The sequence below is a fragment of the Duganella flavida genome (genome assembly GCF_009857445.1).
In the GTDB taxonomy this organism is placed as follows: domain Bacteria; phylum Pseudomonadota; class Gammaproteobacteria; order Burkholderiales; family Burkholderiaceae_D; genus Rugamonas; species Rugamonas flavida.
In genome coordinates this window covers 265703-288428 of the sequence record NZ_WWCN01000005.1, presented here as the reverse complement: position 1 = coordinate 288428, position 22726 = coordinate 265703, and the positions used below count along the sequence as shown (strand labels likewise).

The 22726-nt window shown below is 59.8% G+C and carries 11 protein-coding genes; 8 read left to right on the top strand and 3 right to left on the bottom strand.

Annotated features, from left to right (window positions below):
- Nucleotides 1-90: 90 nt before the first annotated feature.
- Both gshA and GTP46_RS10105 read left to right on the top strand, forming a co-directional pair.
- Complete coding sequence (gene gshA, locus GTP46_RS10110; RefSeq protein WP_161006494.1) at nucleotides 91-1692, top strand: glutamate--cysteine ligase; 1602 nt, start codon at nucleotides 91-93, stop codon at nucleotides 1690-1692.
- A 15-nt stretch (nucleotides 1693-1707) separates the two neighbouring features.
- Nucleotides 1708-2751, top strand: a complete 1044-nt coding sequence (locus GTP46_RS10105) for a histone deacetylase family protein (protein WP_161006493.1) — start codon at nucleotides 1708-1710, stop codon at nucleotides 2749-2751.
- On the opposite strand, the gene GTP46_RS10100 is transcribed toward GTP46_RS10105, so the two are convergent.
- From GTP46_RS10100 to GTP46_RS10090, 3 genes are all read right to left on the bottom strand, one after another.
- Nucleotides 2748-5150, bottom strand: a complete 2403-nt coding sequence (locus GTP46_RS10100; RefSeq protein WP_161006492.1) for a PepSY domain-containing protein — start codon at nucleotides 5148-5150, stop codon at nucleotides 2748-2750. The genes GTP46_RS10105 and GTP46_RS10100 overlap by 4 nt on opposite strands.
- Entirely contained in the window at nucleotides 5147-7219 is a 2073-nt protein-coding gene (locus GTP46_RS10095) for a TonB-dependent siderophore receptor (protein ID WP_161006491.1), read from the bottom strand. Before GTP46_RS10095 ends, GTP46_RS10100 begins: the two co-directional genes overlap by 4 nt.
- Nucleotides 7220-7303: 84 nt before the next feature.
- Complete coding sequence (locus GTP46_RS10090; RefSeq protein ID WP_202414213.1) at nucleotides 7304-8200, bottom strand: LysR family transcriptional regulator; 897 nt, start codon at nucleotides 8198-8200, stop codon at nucleotides 7304-7306.
- A 142-nt stretch (nucleotides 8201-8342) separates the two neighbouring features.
- On the opposite strand from GTP46_RS10090, the gene GTP46_RS10085 reads away from it, so the two are divergent.
- The 6 genes from GTP46_RS10085 to GTP46_RS10060 all read left to right on the top strand — a co-directional run bounded on the left by GTP46_RS10085 (nucleotide 8343) and on the right by GTP46_RS10060 (nucleotide 22719).
- Entirely contained in the window at nucleotides 8343-11204 is a 2862-nt protein-coding gene (locus GTP46_RS10085) for a TonB-dependent receptor (protein WP_161006490.1), read from the top strand.
- A gap of 150 nt (nucleotides 11205-11354) precedes the next feature.
- Nucleotides 11355-11693: a hypothetical protein gene (locus tag GTP46_RS10080; RefSeq protein ID WP_161006489.1), complete on the top strand. Its 339-nt coding sequence runs from the start codon at nucleotides 11355-11357 to the stop codon at nucleotides 11691-11693.
- Nucleotides 11690-12676: a DUF4424 family protein gene (locus GTP46_RS10075; RefSeq protein WP_161006488.1), complete on the top strand. Its 987-nt coding sequence runs from the start codon at nucleotides 11690-11692 to the stop codon at nucleotides 12674-12676. Before GTP46_RS10080 ends, GTP46_RS10075 begins: the two co-directional genes overlap by 4 nt.
- A 373-nt stretch (nucleotides 12677-13049) precedes the next feature.
- Nucleotides 13050-13502, top strand: a complete 453-nt coding sequence (locus tag GTP46_RS10070; RefSeq protein WP_161006487.1) for a hypothetical protein — start codon at nucleotides 13050-13052, stop codon at nucleotides 13500-13502.
- A gap of 200 nt (nucleotides 13503-13702) precedes the next feature.
- A complete protein-coding gene (locus GTP46_RS10065; protein WP_161006486.1) occupies nucleotides 13703-14224 on the top strand; it encodes a hypothetical protein in 522 nt (173 codons plus the stop codon).
- Nucleotides 14225-14706: 482 nt separating this feature from the next.
- Nucleotides 14707-22719: a matrixin family metalloprotease gene (locus GTP46_RS10060; protein WP_161006485.1), complete on the top strand. Its 8013-nt coding sequence runs from the start codon at nucleotides 14707-14709 to the stop codon at nucleotides 22717-22719.
- Nucleotides 22720-22726 lie beyond the last annotated feature (7 nt).

Below are 22726 nucleotides of genomic sequence, written 5' to 3'. Positions count from 1 at the left end.
TGCTCTTTTTGCCGCTGCCCGGCGAGTTCGGCCAATTTCGGTTACTCTCAGCACCAATATTTTTTTTGCTGCACCAGAAAGGATTTCAAATTGCCAACTCTTTTGACACGACGCCTGGCCTTGTTGGCCGATGAAAAGCACCGCGCCGTGCTGGCTGGCGGCTTGCGCGGCATTGAGCGGGAAACCTTGCGCGTAGACCGCGCCGGCCACCTCGCGCACAGCCCGCATCCGGTGGCCATGGGTTCGGCCCTGACGCATCCGCAAATCACCACCGATTACGCTGAGACCCTGCTGGAGTTCATCACTCCGGCCGAAAAAGACATCGCCGACACCGTCGCCAAGCTGGACGGCATCCACCGCTACGCCTACAGCAAGCTGGGCGACGAGCTGCTGTGGAGCCAGTCGATGCCGTGCCAGCTGCCGGCCGAGCAAGACATTGAGATTGCCTACTACGGCACCTCCAACCTGGGCACGCTGAAACACGTGTACCGCCGCGGCCTGGCGCTGCGCTACGGCAAAGCCATGCAGTGCATCGCCGGCATCCACTACAACTACTCGCTGGACGAACGCCTGTGGCGCGTGCTGGCCGAGCATGAAGTGAGCGGCAAGCGCCTGACGCCGCGCTCGTTCCAGTCGGAAGCCTACCTGGCCACCATCCGCAACTTCCGCCGCTACAGCTGGCTGCTGATGTATTTGTTCGGCGCCTCGCCGGTGCTGTCGAGCGGCTTCCTGCGCGGCCGCCAGCACAAGCTGGAGACGCTGTCCGACGACACGCTCTACCTGCCGTACGCCACCAGCCTGCGCATGAGCGACCTCGGTTACCAGAACGATGCGCAGTCTGGCCTGAGCCCGCATGAAAACTGTTTGGACAGCTACGTGGCGGCGATGACCAAGGCCGTCAACCAGCCGTACGAGCCGTACGCGAAACTGGGCACCAAGCGCGATGGCGAATGGATCCAGCTCAGCACCAACGTGCTGCAGATCGAGAACGAGTACTACTCCACCATTCGTCCCAAGCGCGTGATTCAAACCGGCGAGCGTCCGATCCAGGCGCTGTGCGCGCGCGGCGTGCAGTACATCGAAGTGCGCTGCATGGATGTGGATCCGTTCGAGCCAGTCGGCATCAGCGTGGCCACCGGCCGCTTCCTCGATGCCTTCCTGCTGTTCTGCGCACTTGAGGAAAGCGACACCATCACGCCGGAACAAGGCGCGGTCTACACCGAGAACTTTGCGCGTACCGTCAAGGAAGGTCGCCGTCCGGGCCTGACGCTGAACAACGGCGAGGCCGAAGTGGCGCTGCCGGTGTGGGGCGCGGAACTGCTGGAGCGTATCCGCCCTGTCGCAGCTTTGCTCGATACGCTGCGCGGCGACACGGCACACGCCGACGCGCTGGCAGCGCAATCGGCCAAGCTGCTGGATACTGAACTGACGCCATCGGCCAAGGTGCTGGCAGCGCTGCGTGCCAACGGCAAATCGTTCGGCGCTTTCGCGCTGGCGCAAAGCGAGAAGCACGCGGCCTACTTCCGCAGCCATCCGCCGACCGCTGAAGAAGCAGCCTACTTCGACAACCTGGCGGCCGTGTCGCTGGCCGAACAGGCCGAGATGGAAGCCGCACCGCAAACCAATTTTGACGATTACGTCGCGGCCTATCGCGCATCGAACCTGTGCCAATCACGCCAGGACTGTGACTGACTGCGACTAAATTCGATGCTCACCTTCTACAACGAACAGCACGCGCAGCACCGCGGCCGCCACGAGTTCTTTCGCGGCGAACAGGTGCCCTGCTTTGAAAAGCCGGAGCGTGCTGATTCGGTGCTGGCGGAGTTAGGCCGGCGCGGTTTGGGACGCATCGTCACGCCGCACGGCGTGCCTTTGATGTCGCTGGAGCGCATCCACACGCCACGCTACCTGCACTTCCTGCGCAATGCCTGGAGCGAATGGGTGGCGCTGGATCCGGCCAATGCGCAGAAGGACGCCTTCCCATCCGTGTGGCCGGTGCGCACGCTGCGCAGCGATATCGAGCCGGAAAATTTTGCTGCCCGTATGGGGCTGTACTCGATGGACAGCGGCACGCCGCTGACCGCCGGTACCTGGACCGCCGCCAAGACTGGTGCGGATTGCGCGGTCAATGCGGCGCATGCCTTACGGCTCGGCGAGCGTGGCGCGTTTGTGTTGAGCCGTCCGCCCGGCCATCACGCGGGCGCGGATTTTTTCGGCGGCTACTGCTTCCTGAATAACGCCGCGCTGGCGGCGCAGCACTTGCTGGATGACGGCGCGCGCAAGGTAGCGATTATCGATATCGACTACCACCACGGCAATGGCACGCAGAGCATTTTCTACCACCGCGATGATGTGCTGTTCGTGTCGATCCACGCGGATCCGCGCAACGAGTATCCGTTTTATCTCGGCCATGCCGATGAACGCGGCGAAGGCGCCGGGCATGGCTACAATATGAACCTCCCGCTGGCCGCAGGCAGCAGCACGCAGGCGTGGTTCACGGCGCTGGAGACGGCCTGCGTCCGCATCGGTAGCTTTGCGCCGGATGCGGTGGTGGTGTCGCTAGGTGTGGATACGTTTGTGGGCGATCCGCTGTCACGCTTCGCGCTGCAAAGCGCCGACTACCTGAAAATCGGCGAGCGCCTGGCGTGGCTGGGCAAGCCGACCGCCTTCATCTTCGAAGGCGGCTATGCGGTGAAAGAGCTCGGGGTGAACGTGGTGAACGTCCTCGAAGGCTACGAGACCGCTCTTTAGTACACGTCCCTGCGGTAGCGCCCCGCTTCCGCCAGTTGCTCCAGCTGTGCGCGGCCGATGATGTCGGCCAGTGCGTCATCCACGCCGCCGGCCATGCCGTGCTGGCTGCCGCAAACGTAGATCACCGCACCGTCATTAATCCATGCACGCAGCGTGTCGGCGCGCTCACGCATGCAGTCCTGCACGTAGCCGCCGCCCGTTACGTCGCGCGAATACACCAGGTCCAGCTCCGGCAGGAAGCCGCGTGCGCGCCAACCCTGGATCTCTTCCGCACAAACCGCATCGTACTGTTGCTGGCGCTCGCCGAAAATCAGCCAGTTGCGCGACGGACCCTCGCGTACTCGATCGCGCAAGTGCGAACGCAAGCCTGCGATACCGGAACCGTTGCCGATGTAGATCGCCGGTGCTGGTGCCGGATACGCATCAAACGAAGGATTCACCACCAGCCGCACACGCACCTCATCGCCGATGGCCGCTTGCGCCGTCAGCCAGCCGGAGGCCAGTCCATCCGCGACCTTGCGCACCACCAGCTGCATGCAGCCATCTTCCTTCACCGACGCCAGCGAATAGCGGCGCGGTGTTGCGTCCTTGCCGTAATGGCCCGGCCAGATATCGACCAGCGCGCCGGGACGCCAGCCCGCGCCGACCTCACCGTGCAGCGTGATTTCGTACAGCGGCTCGCCGATGCTGCCCGGGTTGAGCAGGATGCGTCCCATCAAACGCCAGCTGGCGTAATCGTCGTCCGCTGCGTTGGCGGTGAGCGCGATTTCAGCGGCATCGCCTGCATCACTGGCTGCGTCGCCCATCAAGCCGCGCAGCGCATTGCCCCAGCGCGTCAAAGCCCCTGCATCGCCGTTATCCACCTCCACCATCGGATGCAGCGGCTGCGCCCCCATGACGGCGAGGCGCTGATCCAGCGTGCGGCCAAAGCCGCAGAACTGCGCGTAATTGCGGTCGCCCAGCGCCAGCACGGCGTACTGCATGTGCTTCAATTCCTGCGCCGCCGCATGCAGCAAGCGGCTGAAACGGCGCGCGCTGTCCGGCGGTTCGCCGTCGCCGAAACTACTGGCGACAAACAGCGCGCGGCGATAAGTGCTCAATTGTGGCAGCGTCATGTTTTCCAGCGAATGCACGTGCACCGCCACGCCGGCTTTGCGCAATGCTGCTGCGCTTTGCAGCGCAAGACGCTCGGCCTGGCCGGTCTGGCTGGCGTAGGCCATCAGCACCGGATCATCATGATCGCCAGCCGGCGCGGTGGCAGCAAACTGCGCGCGCTCGGCACGGGCGATGCGTTTTTGTTTGCGGCGGTTCAGGTACAGCATCCAGCCGGTGATGCCAAAGCCCGGCAGCGCCAGCGCCGCGATGAAGACGATGATTTGCCCGGTCACGCCGAAGTAAGTCCCGAGGTGCAGCGGGTAGATGGTGGACTGGAAGCGCGCGCCGAGCGGCTTGTCCGCATACAGTTCGTTCTTCAGCAGCGCTCCGGTCTGCAGGTTGATCGACATGCTGCTGCGCGCACGCACATGTGGTGCATCCTTCGCAACCCACAGGATTTGCAGCGGCTGCGTGGCGCGTTCCGGCGGACGCAGGAGCGCCATCTTCCAGTCCGGCGCGTTGTTGCGGAAGGTATCCCAACCGGCCGACAAGTCGGCTGCTTCGACCGCCGGCGCCTTGGCCAGCTTGGGTGCTTTCGGCTTGGCCGCAGCAACGTCGCGCGGCGGACGCAAAGTCCCCATCCAGCCATCTGCCATATCGCGGATCGGATCAAAAGCCCAGTACACACCGGACGCGGTGAACATCAAGAACACCACCATCACCCACGTGCCGGCCACCGAGTGCAAGCCCCACAGGAAGGACCGGCCCTTCATGCGCGTGTCGAAAGTAAGCCAGGTGCGCCAGTCCCCTACGCGGCGCGGCCAGCGCAAATACAGGCCACTCAGCGCAAGCCCCATCAGACAGAACGCCAACACGCCAGTCACCATCTTGCCCGGATCGCGCTGCAGCAGCACAAAGCGGTGCAGCTGCTCGGTCCATTCAAAGAAGCCATCACCCGCCAGTTCCGGCAGCAGCGCACCGGTGTAGGGATTGAGATAAATCGTTTCGCCCTTGCGTTGGCCCGGCGGCGGCGCAAGGCCGACCCGCGCGCTGGAGCCTAGCGTGTTGTACAGCGTGATGCTGGTGACACGTTCGTGCGGTTTGAATGCCTTGGCCGCATCCATGAACTGCTGCGGCGACAGCACCGGTGCATCCTGCAAGGCAACGTTACGCACGCCGGGATTCAACGCATCAAGGATTTGCTCGCGGAACGCCAGCACGGCGCCACTCAGGCCGATCACCATCAGGACCGTACCGGCCGTGATGCCGACAAACCAATGCAGCTGGAACCAGAGCTTTTTCACAGGTCGACCTTCGCACTGAGTTTAATCAAACGCGGCGCACCGGATGCGAGGCGCGTGCCCGCACCGGCCCAGTACCGTTTGTCGGCAGCGTTATCCACGTTGAGCTGCCAGACCATATTCTTGACGGCGTAGCGGCCGCCGACGCTGAACAGCGTTACACCGCCGAGGAAAGCCTGATCCAGATCGTTGACCGGACGACGCCCCGTGTAATACGCGCCGCCGTTGAACGACAAGCCGTGCGCCAGTTCGTATGACAGGAACGCGCTGCCGGTTTGTTTGGACGCGTTCTCCGGCTGCTTGCCGTTGTAGACCGCATTAATGTGGCGGAATTCCGGATCGAGGAACTGCGCCGAGGTTTGCCACGACAGGCTGCGCGTCAGCTTGCCCTGCGCCGACAGCTCAAGGCCGCGATAACGCTGCTCACCGTCGGCGGTGAACACGTTGGCGGTGTTGGTGTAGTAGCCCGGACGGCTGATATCGAACAGCGCGGCCTGCACCAGCGTGCCGCCTTCCACGCGCCAGCGCGCGCCGACTTCCTTCTGGCGGCTGACGCCCGGCGCCATGCGCGTGCCGACGTTGGCGCTGCCGGTCGGCGCGGTTTCACCTTCTTCCAGCCCTTGTGAGGACGAGGCGTAGAACGACAGGTCCTGATTCAGTTTATAGATCAGCGCTACCATCGGCGTGGTCTTGCTGACGTCATAGTGATTCGTGCCCTGGTCGCTGCGATACTGCACGCTGCGCACGCCAGCCACCGCCTGCCAATGCGGCGAGAAGGTCAGGCGGTCAATCGCATACACGCCGCTGTCACGCGAGGACAGCGCCGCAGTAGTCGGCGTGGTGGGATATGCGCCGACGGTGTAGCTGGTGATGGCCACTGGGTTGTACAGGTTTTGCGACGCCACCGTGTAGCTGGCTTGATAGATCGGGTCCTGTCCCTTGTCGGTGCGGGTTGCGCCGAAAGTAAGATCGTGCTGCACCGCGCCCGTCGCCACGGTGCCCGCCAGTTCGGCGCGCAACATATCCGAATCCACCACGCTGTGTTGCAGGTTGCCGGTGATGCGGCCCGCGCCGGTGGCCAGCGCCGCTGCATTCGTCAAACGGAAAATGGCCAGTGCGCGATCGCGCGCGGTTTCGGAGTGGCCGGCTTCCACGGTCAGCGCCCAGTCATCGCCCAGCGCGTAATCGGCGCGCAGCAGGGCGTTTTTGGTCTCGGCATCAAACTTGGCCCAGTCAGGACCGATCAAACGTTTCGGATCGACGGCGGCTGGCAGCGCGATCGTGCCATTCACGGCAGTCGGCAAGGCGATGCCCGCTTGTTCGGTGACGCGGCGCTTGTCGTATTCCAGATCGGCCTTCAACAGCAGGCGCGAGTTCACGCGCCAGTCCAGCGCTGCCGAGACGAATTTGCGGTTGCCGTTGCCAACGTTGTCCAAATAGGAGCCCAGCGTGCCGCCAGCGGCGTTGATGCGCACGCCCACTTGCTGCTGCTCGCCGAAACGACGCGCGACATCAGCCGTGGCAACGGCGCTGCCGTTCTGGTCCACCATCATGCCGACCGTGCTCACCGGCTTGGCGGCCGCGCGCTTGGTGACGAAGTTGACCACGCCAGCTGGCGACGTGAAGCCGTAGTACAAAGCGGTGGCGCCCTTCAGCACTTCCACCCGTTCCTTGTCTTCCATCGGCACCTGCGAGAAGTTCATGATCGGCAGCGAGCCGTTCAGACGGTAGTTGGTGCGGTTCTCCACGGCGATGCCGCGAATGACCAGCTGGTCCCACGTATCGCCACCGTTCTGCTGGCGCGTGACGCCAGCGGTATTGCGCAGCGCGTCGTACAAGCCGCCGGCCGCCTGCAGTTCCAGCACCTCGCGCGTGACCACGTTGACGGTGGACGGCACGTCCATGATGTCGGCGCCACGGAAGCTGCCCGCCTCCACCGTCTTCGGCACAAAGCCGTTGGCGCGCGCCGCCGTCACCTTCACGGCTTGCATGACTTGCTCATCGGCCTCCTGGGCGAAAGCGGGGAAAACAGCGGACAAGGCGAGGTACAGCGGCAATGGACGGAATGGCATGGAAAGGCGGGAAATGAGAAAAGATGCGCGTCATTCTAGCATTAATGCGAATCATTCTCAATTACTACTCTTCAACTATCCGAATCAACTATCCCAATACGGCGGATCGCCGATGGCATCTTTCAGCCAGGCCGCCAGCGCACGCAGCTTGGCCGACGGCTTGCGGCCGTGCGGGTGGCCAATGTAGATGAATTCCGGCTCGGCATGGATGCCGACATCGATTTTCTGTAGCTTGCCCTCCTTCAGCGCCTGCCCAGCGATGAAAGCCGGCAGCAGCGCGATGCCCAGCCCGGCGATGGCGGCGTCGCACATCATGTCGCCGTTGTTGAGCACCAGCCCCCGGTCGCCCTGCACCACGTAGGCCTGGTCGCCATCGACAAAGCGCCAGTCGGCGGTGCCGCGATTGGTGTAGAAAATGCCGCGGTGCTCGGCCAGTTCCTGCAAGTTTTTGGGCGCGCCATTGCGCTTGAGGTAGGCCGGCGAGGCCACCAGGTAGCGCGGGCTAGGCGCCAGCTGCCACGCCACCAGGAAGGAATCGACAATGGGGCCGTTGCGGATGATGGCGTCGAAGCCGTCCGAGGTGGCGTCGACACGGCGGTCGTTCAAATCCAGCGTCAGTTGGATGTCCGGGTATTGGTCGAGAAATCCGTACAACGCCGGCCCGAGGTGCATGCGGCCAAAGGTTACCGGCGCCGAAATGCGCAGCGGTCCGGTCAACTCGCCGCGCCGTTCGGCCAGGTCAGTCTGGGCCTGCCGTACCTCGCACACGATGCGGCGCGCGCGCTCAAGAAAAGCGCTGCCATCCTCGGTGAGAGACAGTTTGCGGGTGCTCCGCTGCAAAAGTGTTGCGCCAAGTGAACGCTCCAGCTCCGCCAAACGCTCGCTGACTACCGATCGCGAGATGCGCATACGCCGCGCCGCCTCGCTCAAAGAGCCGCTTTCTGCCACCTGTACAAAGGTAACGATGCCTTCAAGTTTCATGATTGTTCTGCTTTTCCGAATTCCTGTTGCGGTGTTTAGCAACTACTCCCCTAAAACATACTAAACCATACTTGCCTTCGATCCCAAGGTAGGCAAGTTGGCCAGATGGGAGATTGAAATCATAAAAAAAGGAAAGTCGTAGATGATGAAAGAAACCATACTGTCCCACTCGGTGCGCGGCATTTTTTCCGGCAGCCTGGCCGTTGGCCTGGGCCTTTTTGCTACCGCTGCGGTAGCCCAAGATAGCGCTACCATCCAACGCGTGGAAGTGACCGGCTCGGCGATCAAACGCATCAGCAAGGAAGGCTCCGTGCCGGTGCAAGTCATCACCAGTGCGGATATCGCAAAAAGTGGCGCCAAGAGCGTTGAAGACCTGGTGCAGGCATTGCCTGCCATGCAGGGCTTCATCACCTCCTCGGAATCGGTGAACGGCGGCGGCGGCGGCGTGCAGAACGCCTCCATCCACGGCATCGGCTCCGGCTACACCTTGGTGCTGCTGAACGGCCGCCGCATGGCGCCATACAGCGCCGGCAGCGCCGTCAACCTGGCCAGCATCCCGCTGGCGGCAGTGGAGCGCGTTGAGGTGCTGACCGACGGCGCCTCCGCGCTGTACGGCGCCGACGCTATCGCCGGCGTGGTCAACTTCGTGCTGAAGAAAAACCAGCAAGACTTCAACATCGAAGGCACCTACAGCTCGCCGGAAAAATCGGGCGGCCGCAGCAACAACGTCGGCTTCTCCAAGGGCTTCGGCGACCTGGAAACGGACGGCTACAACGTGCTGGCTTCCTACAGCCACGACGGCCAGGACGAACTGAACGCGTCGCAGCGTGATTTCGCCAAGAGCGGCCTGGTGCGCTTCAGCGAGAACGGCAAGCAGTACTCGCTGTACCAGCTGGCGGTCAACACTTCGCCGGCCTCGGTCACGCTGAATTTCAAGGACGGCAAATCGCCGCTGACGTTCTCGCCGAACTACCTGAAGGACGGCAAGTGCGCGCCGAATACCGCCTACATCGGCACCGCGACCGACAAGTCGTGCTGGTTCGACTACTCGGGCACGGTGCAGCTGATCCCGAAATCCAAGCGCGACAGCGTGTTCCTGTCGGGCCGCGCCAAGATCAATAGCGACACCACCGCATTCGCTGAAGTCGTTGCGTCGCGCTTCGCGCAGACCGGCCGCTTTGCCCCGCCTGCGCAAGCGCTAGCCCTGCCGCTGTCTGATCCGAAATACGCGGCCAACGTCATGCCTTACTTGGCACAACTGGGCGTCACGCCAGCCAATGTCAGCAAGGCCACCATGAACTTGCGGCTGGTTGATGCCGGCGGCCGCGCGGAAGAATACATCTCCGATGCCCGCCACTTTGCCGGTGGTATCGAAGGCAACTTCAAGTCGTTCGACTACACCGCGTCGTACGTGCACTCGGAAAATACCCGCACCGCCAATTACGTCGGTGGCTTCCTGAGCCGCGACCGCTACAAGAAGCTGACGTTCGACCCGTTTGGTGCGGCAGGCTCATCGGCGGCTTTGCTGGCACCGGCCGTGCTGAATGAACTGGATACGGAAACCAAGACCCAGCTGGACATCCTGAGCGTGCGCGCCTCGGGCGAACTGTACAAGCTGCCGGCTGGTCCGCTGCAAATCGGCGTTGGCGCCGACACCACCCGTCAGAAATACGCCAGCCTGCCAAGCTCGATCACGCAAGGTCCTAACCCGCAACAGCCAAGCTGGACCGACACGGTGCTGGGTAGCGCACCGGGCGCCTTGCCAGTCGAAGGTTCGCGCAAGAGCTGGGGTGCGTTTGCCGAGTTGCTGGTACCGGTGCTCAAGAACCTGGACCTGTCGGCCGCGCTGCGCCACGACAGCTATGACGCCATCAAGAGCGACCGCATCTACGATCTGGACTCCAAGCTGATCGGCTCGGGCACGCAGGGCAACGACGCCTCGAAATCGACCTACAAGCTGTCGCTGCGCTACAACCCGCTGGACACCGTGCTGCTGCGCGGCTCCTACGGCACCGGCTTCAAAGTCGCCGACCTGGATAGCGTGATCTCGCCGATCTCGGACTTTGGCGTGACCTCGGGCAAATATGCCTGCCCGGTGAAGGCGCCGGATCCACGCGCGGCAGACTGCGCCGGCACCACCCAGTACGCACTGGTCAGCGGCGGCAACAACCTGAGCGGCGCCAACGGCCTGAAGCCGGAGGAGTCGAAGCAGTACACCGTGGGCATCCGCGTCGAGCCTATCAATTCGCTGTCGCTGGGCTTCGACCTGTGGAACGTCAAGATGACCAACCAGATCTCGCAGCTGCCGGAAGGCCTGGTGTTCTCCAATCCAGGCGCCTTCAACAGCCTGTTCTCGACCGTGTATGACGCCGGCATCGGCTCCAACAAGCTGGTGACCTTGCTGCCGTACTTCAATCTGGGCAGCTCGCACTACAAGGGCATCGACTGGGATCACTCCTACCGTACCAAAACCGGCTTCGGCAACCTGTCGCTTAACTGGACCGGTACCTATATGCTGAAGTCGGAGCAGACGCTGCCGGATACCGACGATAGCGGCAAGCAGGTGAACAGCACGGAAAGCAGCCTCGGTCGCTTTGACAAGTTCAACAATGTCACCGCGCGCGTGGTAAGCCGCCTGGCCGTCAGCCTGAAGACGCCTGGCATGTACACCCACACGCTGACCATGAACTACCGCTCCGGCTACCACGACCAGGAACTGAGCGCGGATGACAGCGTGGTCAAGGAAGTGCTGCCTGATGGCACCTTGTCCACCGGCTTTGTCGGCATGAAGCGCGATGTGTCGTCGTACACCACGATCGATTGGCAAACCCGCGTCGACCTGAACAAGATGTATGCCTTCACTGGCGGCATCAAGAACTTGTTCGACCGCACGCCACCGTTCTCGGACCGCACGGCCGGTGGTGGTAACCAGGTTGGCTACGATGGCCGTTACGCCAGCGCACTGGGTCGTACCTTCTACCTGAGCGCTTCCGCCAAGTTTTAAGAACGGTAACACCGTGGGGGGCTGGTAGCCCATAACCGGCCTTTTGCCGGGAACTGCTTGCAGTTCCCGGTTTTTTTTAGCTCGCTAAGTCATGTGTTTGGCTCATCCGGCCATCATTGCCATAAATGCAAATTTGGGATTCGAAATATCATGAAGAATATGAAGACAAAAAGCTTATTTGGCAGCCGCTTGCTTGTGCTCGTTTTGACCGGACTGCTGGCTGCGTGCACCACCACGCCAGCCAAGGTCACTCACGAATTCAGTTTCGACTTTAACCCCAGGATCGAAGTGCTGGATTATCACTACGGTTCCCACGGCGACCATCCTGAGGCTTGGCAACTGGCCACCGGCCATATCAGCCAGGGAACCGGAATATATGGCCGGATTTTTGTGCCGGAATATTTGCAGGTGAAATGGAAGATCTTGCCGAATGGCCCAGTCCATGAAGATCGCGTCGAGCTCGCCCCCGGTCACATCTTAACAATATGAAAAAATTCTGGAAAGTCCTCCCCTGGCTGACGACATGGGTTGCAGGGGCTGCGCTGGCAGTCGATGTGTCGCCGCGCGTAGCGGTTGGCGGTGTCATCGTTACCGATTCAAGCGCACCAAAGCTGGTAGGTGAAAAGCTGACGCTGTCACCAGCGCGTGTCGAAGCAATTACAGTATTTCAACATGATGATGGCACATCAGTGACGGCCAGGATGGCATTTCGCTCGCCAGTCTTCGGATGGGATCCCGAGCAGGCACAGGATTACCGGAATATCGGTCCGGTGGAGGCACTGGAAATCAAAGCCAACGGCATCCCCGTCAGTGCAAGGCTCAGGCAAAAAGCTTTGCTTGATGGCCGTGATATCACTTACCAGTTGCGACAGGCAGCACTGAGCGACGAACAGATTTTCCGCAGCTTTGGCGATGCTGAAACCGTTGCCGGTGTAGACCTGGAGCCGTCGCAAATGGCTGCCCTGAAAAAATTGGGAGCACTGTCCGGTAAGCTGCCGGCCTGGAAGGTCGCTGAGACCAGCGATTGGCAGCAAATCTTTCCGGCTGCGCGCCAGACCACCATTGAGCATCGCTATCAGCCCTTGCGCGGCCACGCCTACGCTACTTATGGCCAGCACAGCGGCCTCACTCCGGATGACATACCTGTTTCCTCTCTGGGCCTCAACGATGAAGCCTGCCTGAGCGAAGGGGCGGGCAAGGCCGTCACGGCGCGCATCCGTGCGCTACTGCGTCAAGGTGCTCGCGAAGTGTACGTCGAACTTCATGACATCGAGTACCTGATCGGTAAGAGCGCCCCCATCGCCGACTTCACACTAGACATTGTCAAACTCCACCCCGATCAGATTGTTTCGCTGTGCTTCCCAGGAAAGCCCGTGCGCATCAACGACAACACGCTGCGCTTCAGCCTACACCACTCAACGCCTCCTTCGCGCGTCATCGTCAATTTCTATTCCATTTCGTCTACATACTAAGTGCGCACGACTGCCCGCCATACCCGCTAACGCCGACACTCGGTCGTAAGCCCCTTCAAAGCCTAACCCTCTTTAGTGACACTTTACGGTTATTCATCTTTAGCAGTTCAGACCTGACATGACACTACCTGTCAGTTGCGCTAGAGTCCTGAGAGGCTAATTCCGGCTACACTTCCTAAAAACCGCCCTCCGGTCAGGCCTAGCGGTTTTTTTCTTCACACCTCCCTGTCCTATTCTCGATTTCGAGACCTCCCCTCGCTCGCATCCTGGCTCGCCAAGTCATGTGTTTGGCTCATCCAGTCATTGTTGCCACAAATGCAAATTGCTTTTTTGAAATATTATTAGGAATAAATTGATTTTAAATAAATAAACCATGAAAAGACTTTGGGGAATCCTTCCCTGGTTGCTGGCTTTGATTGTCTGGCCAGCGCTGGGACAGGATATGTTGCCGAACACGGCGGTAGACAGTCAGCTGGGGCTGCTGTCGCCACGTGTCGAGCTACTCCGCGTCTTGACATATGATGGCACGCAGACCAGCGCTGCCGCTGACAACCACGCTTACGATCAGGGCAGCAACTTCACCCCTGAACCCGCGCCATTTTCTGCACTTGCCTACGATGATGAAGATCTGCTGGACGACGACGGCGGCGAGCCAGCCCCACCCAGCGACGCCACACTGAGCATTGTCCTGCAACATCCAGAGCAAATTGTTTCGCTTTGCCGTCCTGGCAAGCCAGTACGTATCATTGACAGCACGCTGCACTTCAGCCAGCACAACTTCACACCTCCTTCCCGTAACTCCGGCTTCATCTCGTCCGCGCAATAAACGCACGCGGCAGCTTTATCTTCAATTGACCAAGCCCCTGCGCTGGCACCTTCCAGCGAGATCCTGTACGTCAATTCATTCTCAATGATAGGCAATTCTCGCGTTCGCTCAATTCATCAAGAACGGTCAATTGGTGAGCGAGGCCTTACCGGCGATTGTGTAAGCGAATTGCGTTTTTTGAATTAGAGAGCAACCACAACATGAAAATAAAAAATTTATTGAGCAGTCGACTAGTTTTGCTCGTTTTGGCAGGCCTGCTGGGTGCGTGCACCACGACGCCAGCCAAGGTCGATCATCGTTTCAGTTTCGACTTTAATCCCCGGATCGAAGTGCTGGATTATCAGTACGGTTCCCACGGCGACCATGCTGAGAGTTGGGAACTGGCCACCGGCCATATAAGTCAGGGAACCGGAATAAATGGCCGGATTTTTGTGCCCGAATATTTATATGTGAAATGGAAGGTCTTGCCAAATGGCCCGGTCCATGAGGATCGCGTCGATCTCAAGTCTCGTTTGCCCGCAGACATCACCAATCAACATGTGTACTTCTTTATCGAAGGTGCGCAGTTGAATGTCTACCTGATTTCTCCTGAATCTGCTAATCCGCCATTCCATGCAACTAGCGAGGAAATCCGAAGTTGGTTGACGTCCGGGCATGCCGATGACTATGTTCATGGCAAATATGGCAACAAAAAAATTACAAAAATTTATCCGATTAATTAAAAAAAATCAGCCTCCAGGAGAACATCTTGTCCATCGTGAAACCTTTAAGCCCTAGCGAGATATCCACAGCACAACAACAAGCATCGAATATCGCTGGCACAGCGAAGCCAGCTACATCGAGCGGCCAATTCGTTTTTTTTGCAGCCTTTGACGGCACCAATAACGATAAGGACGATCTTACACTGTCAGGTAATCCGAATAGCACAAATGTCGCGCAGCTGTTCAAACAGGTACAGCCAAGTGACAATGTCGCAAAAGGTTACTATCCCGGCCCTGGCACTAAAGATTCAGAGTGGGGATCTTCAGCAATTCCAACGGGACAGGTGAATGCCGCTGCGGAAAAGGCATACGCCGAGTTTAATGAACAAGCTGCCGCATGGGCGCAAAATAATCCCGGCCAGCCTATTACGACCATGGTGACAGCCTTTAGCCGCGGCGATGCATCGGCGGCGATCTTTTCCCAATTGGTCTACGAACGAGGCGTGACGGATACGAGCGGTAAGGTATTGGTACCGCCGGGCCAGATCGGTGTCTCCGCAGGCATCATTTTTGATCCGGTAGCGACTGGCGTCGGCGGCAATTTGGCATTTGCACCCAATGCAGGGAACATCACGGTAATACGGGCTAACGATGAATATCGCTCGCTGTTCCGCGCGTTAGACTATACCGGTGAGAACGGCATCAATACCGTATTCATGACTGGTAACCATTGCGACATTGGCGGTGGCTACGACAATGGGTTGGGAGCACTCACACTGGACGGCGCCACCAAATTTTTCAAAATCTCGGGTTTGGCCATCAATTCTGTCCCACCGGAACGTGTATTCAAACCCAGCGACGCCGCCCTTCATACCGAGGGTGTTGATGACTTTGGCCACAAGATCTGGGAAGAAGATGGTCAGGCAGATGATCTGAGCATTATTCCGGGAACGATACGCCAGGTCGACAAAAATATAACCGTCGCGCCCGGAACGGAAGTGGATAACAGTAGTGGCGGACAGACCATCAAATTTACTGACGCCAAAGGCAACACGACGATCGATGCGACCACGAGTGTAAGTGGCGGAGTCAAAGAAACCTTTACGCTAACGGATGCAAACGGCAAGGTTAAAGCCTCGTCTGAACGCATCGTGGATGCTAGCAAGACCACGATCACCGAGAATATTGATCAGGATGGTGATGGCAGCATCGACCAGACCAGCGTCATGATCGATTCCAACCACGATGGCAAGCCAGAGCGCGACGAAACCATAGTGAAGGCCGCCGACGGCAGCAAGTCAGACGACGTCAAAGACTTCAAGGCAGATGGCAGCCTGAAGGATGAAACCACGGCGCTGAGCGGTGCTGATGGCTACCTTGATCAGGTCGATCACTTCGACAGCAATAGCAAAGAAATCTTCCGCGAAAATTATGACAGGAGCGGCCGCGAAACATCCAAAGATCTGTTCAATGGAACTGGATTGGAAATCGAACGAGACAACTTTGATGTCGCCACCGGCAATGAAGTCAGCCATAGTATTTTTACCTATACTGGCACCACCAAGACCAGCTCGGAAGACTTCGGCGCCACCAACCTGCCAGTGGCATTGACAACCTACGACGCGAACGGCCACCGCACCACACTGGAAAACTTCAACAGCGCCGGGCTGGAAAGCTCGCTAGACACCTTCGATGTCAACGGTAACGAAATCAGCATCGCCAACTACGCCAAAGGTTTCTTTGGCAACGAAGAGACCAGCTACATCACCATGAACGCGAATGGCGTCACCACCGGCTACGAGCTGTTTAGCTACGGTTCCGAAGTCAGCATGATGCATTACGACGACCTCGGGCAAAAAACCACCTTTGACCAGATCACAGCCGGCGGCAGGACCATCGAAAGCTTTGGCAGCAATGGCCAGGAAAGCGGTTTGGCCACCTATAGCACGGCCGGTGTGGAAACCAGCTACGCTGCCTACAACAGCCTGGGCCAGGAACTCAGCCTGTCGTCCTTGAACGCCGCTGGCAAAGTCATCACGCTGGAAGAGTTCGACCCTAGCAGCCACCTGGACCTCGACATCAAACAGTTCAACGCCAACGGCGCTATGCTCAGCGTGGAAGGCTTCGATGCGGCCGGCAAGGAAAAGACCTTCGATACCTTCGATGCCGCCAGCGGCCAGGAACTGCTGCACGCGACCTACGCCACCGGCATTTTGGGGCTGAAGGAAGCAACCTTGAGCACACTGGACACCAATGGCGCTACCGTCACGCTGGAAACTTTCGACTTCATGGGCAGTGAAGTCAGCCTGGCGCATTTCGACACCACTGGTCACGAAACCAGCCTGGACGTGTGGAACGGTTACAAGACCGCCACCGAAACCTTCGATGCGGCCGGCCATGAATCTGGCTTGGTCAACTTCAATAGCGCCGGCCAGGAGATCAGCCACGGTCTGTTCAACAGCCTGGGCCAGGAAACCAGCCTGATCGGCGTTAACGCCAGCGGCCAGATGACCAGCGAGGAAGATTTCGCGCCGGCCACGCACATCGACGTCGATCTCAAACTGTTCAACAACGGCATGCTGGTCAGCATAGAAGGCTACAACTCGTCCGGTGTTGAAAATTCGCTGGCGACCTACGACACCAGCGGCAACGAAACCAGCTTCGCCACGTTTGGCGTCAACAATTTTGGCGCGGTGCAGGAAACCTCGCTGGCGACGCTGGATGCCAATGGCCATACCGTCCTGTTTGAGACCCTGACCTACGGCATGGAGGCCAGCCTGGCGCGCTACGACACCAGCGGTCATGAAACCAGCCTGGACGGATTCATCATGGGTACCAAGGCCACCTCTGAACTGTTCAGCTCAACCGGGGTCGAATCCGGTCTAATGACCTTCAATAACAATGTCGAAACCAGCTACGCCAGTTTCAACACCCTGGGCCAGGAAACCAGCCTCGACAATCTGACGCCAACCGGACAAGTCACCAGCCGGGAAGAATTCAATACGCAAACGCACATCCATACCGACATCGAAGCGTTCAACAGCAGTGGCGCCGAAGTCAGCTATGAGACCTTCGACACCAGCGGCATCGAAAATTCGATGACCACTTACAACCCCGATACGGGCAAAGTTGACACCGTGGCCAGCTTCATTCCCGGCTACAACCATTCAGCACAAGAAACCCAGCTGGTGAACCTGAATCCGGATGGATCGACATCGGCGTTGGAACTGTTCACCTATGGACTGGAAGCCAGCGTGGAGCACTTCGACCAGGGCCATGAAGTCAGCCTGGACTTGTACACCAGCGGCTACAAGTCGGCCACCGAGACCTTTAATGCCGGCGGTGTGGAAAACGGCCTGACCAACTACGATAGCGTTGGCGTTGAAATCGGGTATGGCGTGTTCAATCCATCCGGCCAGGAACTGAGCCTAATGGGCGTCACACCAGGCAATCCGAGCCAAGTCATTAACATCGAGGATTTCAATCCGGCCACCCACGTCGAAACCGACTTCAAGACCTTCGGCACCAACGGCATCATCACCAGCCTGGAGACGTTCAACAGCAGCGGCATTGAGAACTCCATGGCCCAGTTCGACGCCAACGGGGTCGAGACCACCCTTGCCAGCTATACGGCGGGCCTGGGCGGCAGCCTGACCGAGACCAGTCTGGCCACGTTGAACCCGGCCGGTTATACGACCAGCCTGGAGTCGTTCGCCTACGGCTCCGAAACCAGCATGGCCCATTACAACTCGGTGGGGCAGGAAACCAGCCTCGATCTGTTCAGCAGCGGCTACAAGAACGCGGTGGAAACCTTCAGCAGCAATGGCCTGGAAAACGGCCTGACCAACTACAACAGCGCCGGTATCGAAACCGGTTACGGCGTCTTCAACAGCGCTGGCCAGGAAACCAGTCTGATCGGCGTGAACGCGGCCGGCCAGATGATCAGCCAAGAAGACTTTGTTCCCGGCGGCCGCCTGGACCAGGACATCAAGCTGTACACCGATGGTACCTTGCGCAGCGTTGAAACTTTCACCGGCGGCGTCGAAAACTCGCTGGCCCTGTACGATGCCGGCGGCCACGAGCAAAGCCTTGCCACTTATGCTCCCGGCAATGGCGGCGTAGTACAGGAAAACTCGCTGACCAGCTTTGGCGCCAATGGCATTAGCGTCAGCTATGAAACCCTGACCTTCGGCCAGGAAGCCACCTTGGCGCACTATGATGACAACGGTCACGAAACCAGCCTGGATACCTTCATCATGGGCACCCAGAACGCCACCGAAACATTCGACGGCAACGGCACGGAATCGGGTTACATGACCTTTAACAATGGCGTGGAAACCAGCTATGGCACTTTCAATCCGGCTGGCCAGGAAACCAGCCTGGTATCGATCTCGCCGACCGGCCACATCAACACCATCGAAGATTTCAACCCGGCCAACCACCAGGAAACCGACCTTAAAACCTTCAATAGCGCCAACGTCGAGATCAACCTGGAAGGCTTCAGCAACGGTATCGAAAACGCGTTCATGACCTTCGATCCAACCACCGGACGCGAAACCAGTGCGGCCACCTTCGTGCCGGCCAACTGGGGGCCGCCGGTGGAAACCAGTCTGGCCACGCTGAACAGCGCCGGCGTCACCGTCAGTCTGGAGCAATGGGATAACAATGGCGCCGAAAGCAGCATGGCGATCTTTACCGATAGCGGCCAAAAGGTCAGCCTGGACACCTTCTATTTCGGCGACAAGACCTCGGTCACCTGGGACAGCCATGGCGTCGAAAACAGCCTGATTAAATACCAATCCGGCGTCGAGGTCAGCTACGGCAGCTTCAACAGTGCCGGCCAGGAAATCAGCCTGACTGGTGTCGACAAAAACCAGCAGACCATCAGCCGCGAAAACTTCAATCCGACCACGCAGACGCCGGTCGACCTGGAAACCTTCAGCAATGGCCTGGAAGTCAGCATGGAAGGCTTCAACAGCGCCGGCAAGGAAATTTCGCTGGCCACGTTCGATACCGGCGGACATGAAGTGACGCTGGCCACCTTTACGCCGGGTGCCGGCAACAGCGCCTCGGTGGAAGTCAGCCTGGCGACGCTGAACACGGCGGGTTACACCACCAGTCTGGAAACCTTCACCAGTGGCCAGGAAGCCAGCATGGCGCGCTTCGACGACCTGGGCCATGAAACCTCGCTGGACACCTACACCGGTGCCCTCAAAAACAGCACCGAGACATTTGGCGCCAACGGCCAGGAGTCGGGCCTGATCAACTACGGCTTTGGCGGACAGGAAACCAGCTACGGTCTGTTCAATGGCAATGGCCAGGAAACCGCCCTGGTATTTGTCGATGCGGGCGGCGTCACCACCAGCCGCGTCGATCTCAATCCTGCCACCCAGCAGCAAATCGATCTCAAGCTGTACACCGCCGGCATCGAGGTCAGCGAGGAAGATTTCAACGGCGCCGGCAAAGAGATTGCGCTGGCCACCTTTGACGCCAGCGGCCATGAGCTGACGCTGGCCACCTTTACGCCCGGCACCGGCAGCAGCGCTTCGGTCGAAACCAGCCTGGCCACGCTCAACACGGCCGGCTACACCATCGGCCTGGAGACCTTTGCCAACGGGATGGAAGCCGGCATGGAGCACTTCAGCGCGACCGGACAGGAGACGTCGTTAGAAACGTTTATGGGCGGCACCCGCGTCAGCAACGAGACTTTCGTCAATGGTTACGAATCGCGATTGGACAACTACAACTTCTCCGGCCAGGAAACCGGCTACAGTAGCTTCGACAGCTCAGGCCGCCAAGTGAGCGTAGTCACCCTGAATCCATCCAATGGGCAGATGCAGGCCCAGGCCGCTTTCAACACGGCGACGCAGAAGGAAACGTCACTGACGACGTATCTGAACGGCAGCGTGTCCAGCGTGGAGCTGTTCGATGGCAACGGCCTGGAGGCCAGTCTGGAAACCTTCGGCGCCAACGGCCAGGAAAGCAGCTTCGCTACCTTTGCCGCCAACGGCGCCAATGGGGTGAAGGAGGTGCTGCTGGCTAACTACAACAGCGCTGGCCAGCAAATCAATGTGCAGTTCATGAATGGCACGCAGGTTCTCGGCGAAGAGGACTTCAACCCGAGCACCCATGCCGAAACCAACGTCAGCGGCATCGTCAACATCAGCGGCAGCACGCTGGTGGTGGCTGCCAACACCACGGTAACCATCAATGGTTCCGGCAATACCATTACCGGCGCCGCTGGCGACAACATCACGGTGGGCGGCAATGCCGGCGGCACGGTCGACACGGTCAACCTGTCCGGCGCCGCGGTAACGGTAGAAGACAATTCGTTGGTCACGGTGAATGGCAGCAACGACGTCATCGGCATTGGCATCCATGACAAGCTGGGTGTCTACGGCGCAGGCGACACCGTCAATGCCGGCATCTACACTGGCGCCGGCGTCGGCGACAGCGTGACGGTGGGCGGCGGTGGCGCCCTCAGCACAACGCCAACCGACGTCATCAACATCAGCAACGCGGCCGTCTCCGTGATCGACAATTCGCGTGTCGACGTCAAGGGCTCCAATGACACAGTAGGTGCTGGCAACAATGACTACTTCGGTGTCTACGGCGGCAACAATACGATCACCGCCAACGCTGGCGATGCGGTCTGGGTTGGCATTGGTGCCAACAGTGTGCCAGCACCGGCCAGCAGTCTCACCGGCAGCAACCTCACCGTGACCGTGTCGGGCTTCTCCGAGGCGAAGGTGCACGGCAGCAGCGATCACCTGATCTTGGGCGTGACGGACAGCGTTCTGGTCGATGGCGGCGGCAACCTGGTTGACGCTGCTGGCAGTGACCGCGTCGAGTTACAAAACACCAATGGCGTGTTCGACAACGTGACTGGCTCGGCCAATGCACTGGGCGCCAGTGCCGCCAACGGGCAAATCGGCGGCATCTACATGGACGCCAATGTCCAGGCTTATGTGCACGGCAATTACGACGGCATCAGCATGGCCGCTGGCGCCAGCCTGGGTGCGTTTGGCGGTGGCAACCACATCGACGCGGTGGCCAACGACCTGGTAGTGGTGGACCAGACCGCCGGCGTGGTCGACACCATCGGCGCCGTCAACCTGCTCAATACCGGCGTTACCGCGCTGGGCCAGACGGCCGGCATCGTCCTCAATGCCAATTCCAGTGTCTCGCTCGACGGCGACAATGACTCGGTGCTGGAAAATGGCGGCAACCGCCTGAATGTCAGCGGCGGCTATGTGACGGTGGAGGCAAATGGCGACAAGGACTTGAATAACCTGTACGGCCTCAACGACATCACTAATGTACGCGGTGCCCATTCGGTCACCAACAACGAAGGTAATAGTGATAAGAGCAACGTCAGCGGTATCGACGACACCACCGATAACTACGGCAACAGCGACCAGACCCAGGTGACGGGGACCAAAGACCTGACTAATAATTTCGGCTCGAATACGTTCACCAATAATATCGGCGCCAATGAAGTGACGATGAATGAAAACGGGTCGGACACCAGCAACAATAACGGCATCGGCTCGAACCGCAATATCTCGGATTCAGAACTGCGCACTTACTGGGGTGATGGCGGCCCGGTCATGCCACAGGCGGAAAATCGCGGCTTGTTCTTCGGCGACAGCTTCTTGGATGTCATCGCCAATCTGCTCACCCACTACTTTGGTGCCGGCATGGCTGGCACGCCGGAGCAGGCGGCGGCCAAGGCGGCGCAAGACATGGATGCGATCGCCAAGCAGCAATGGAACAGCAACAACCAGCTTAGTGCTGGGGTGGCGCTGGCCGAGCTGCAGCAGATTCAAGCGGTCATCGCTACGGAACAAAACACGGCGCTGACCGGCACGCGCTGGAGTCAGCCGGTGGTGCGCTGGAGCGTGGCCGACCATGGTAGCGAATTCAGCAGCTATCTGGGCGCGGCGGCGATCCCAGCGGTACAACAGGCGTTCGATGCCTGGAGCGCGGCCACCGGCCTTCGCTTCGAGCAAGTGGCTGACGGCGAACAGGCCGATATCCGCATCGGCAACGGCAAGTTCGACACGGCTGGCACCGGCATGGTCGGCAATACCACGCTGGGCGGCTTGGCCGGCACCATGGACAGCGGCGTCATCGTGCAGGTCGAGGACAGTGCCGAAACGGCTCTGGTGGCGGGCAGCGGCGGCACGCTGGTGTATGCCGGCACGGATACCAGCTTGGAGCAGGTCTTGCTGCACGAAATCGGCCATGCGCTGGGCTTGGCTGACAATGCCGATGCCAGTTCAATCGAGTGCTATGCCCTCAGCGCCAGTAACCGCACGCTCAGCGACGCGGACGTGGCGGCGGTACGGGCGCTGTATGGCACTGGCCAGGCAGCCAACCCGGATGCCTTGATCCAGGCCATGGCAACCATGAGCCCGGCTGGCGCCGCGCATACCGGTGCACCGGCGGCCAACGACCCACTGGTGCAGCCTCTGCTGAGTGCAGGCTACGGCAGCCACAGCCTGCAAGCGTAAGTCGAAT

What these genes read in the sequence shown, in the direction of transcription:
- GTP46_RS10105 (WP_161006493.1), top strand. Translation starts at nt 1,708, where the DNA reads ATGCTCACCTTCTACAACGAACAGCACGCGCAGCACCGCGGCCGCCAC.
- GTP46_RS10095 (WP_161006491.1), bottom strand. Translation starts at nt 7,219, where the DNA reads ATGCCATTCCGTCCATTGCCGCTGTACCTCGCCTTGTCCGCTGTTTTC.
- GTP46_RS10090 (WP_202414213.1), bottom strand. Translation starts at nt 8,200, where the DNA reads ATGAAACTTGAAGGCATCGTTACCTTTGTACAGGTGGCAGAAAGCGGC.
- GTP46_RS10085 (WP_161006490.1), top strand. Translation starts at nt 8,343, where the DNA reads ATGATGAAAGAAACCATACTGTCCCACTCGGTGCGCGGCATTTTTTCC.
- GTP46_RS10080 (WP_161006489.1), top strand. Translation starts at nt 11,355, where the DNA reads ATGAAGAATATGAAGACAAAAAGCTTATTTGGCAGCCGCTTGCTTGTG.
- GTP46_RS10075 (WP_161006488.1), top strand. Translation starts at nt 11,690, where the DNA reads ATGAAAAAATTCTGGAAAGTCCTCCCCTGGCTGACGACATGGGTTGCA.
- GTP46_RS10070 (WP_161006487.1), top strand. Translation starts at nt 13,050, where the DNA reads ATGAAAAGACTTTGGGGAATCCTTCCCTGGTTGCTGGCTTTGATTGTC.
- GTP46_RS10065 (WP_161006486.1), top strand. Translation starts at nt 13,703, where the DNA reads ATGAAAATAAAAAATTTATTGAGCAGTCGACTAGTTTTGCTCGTTTTG.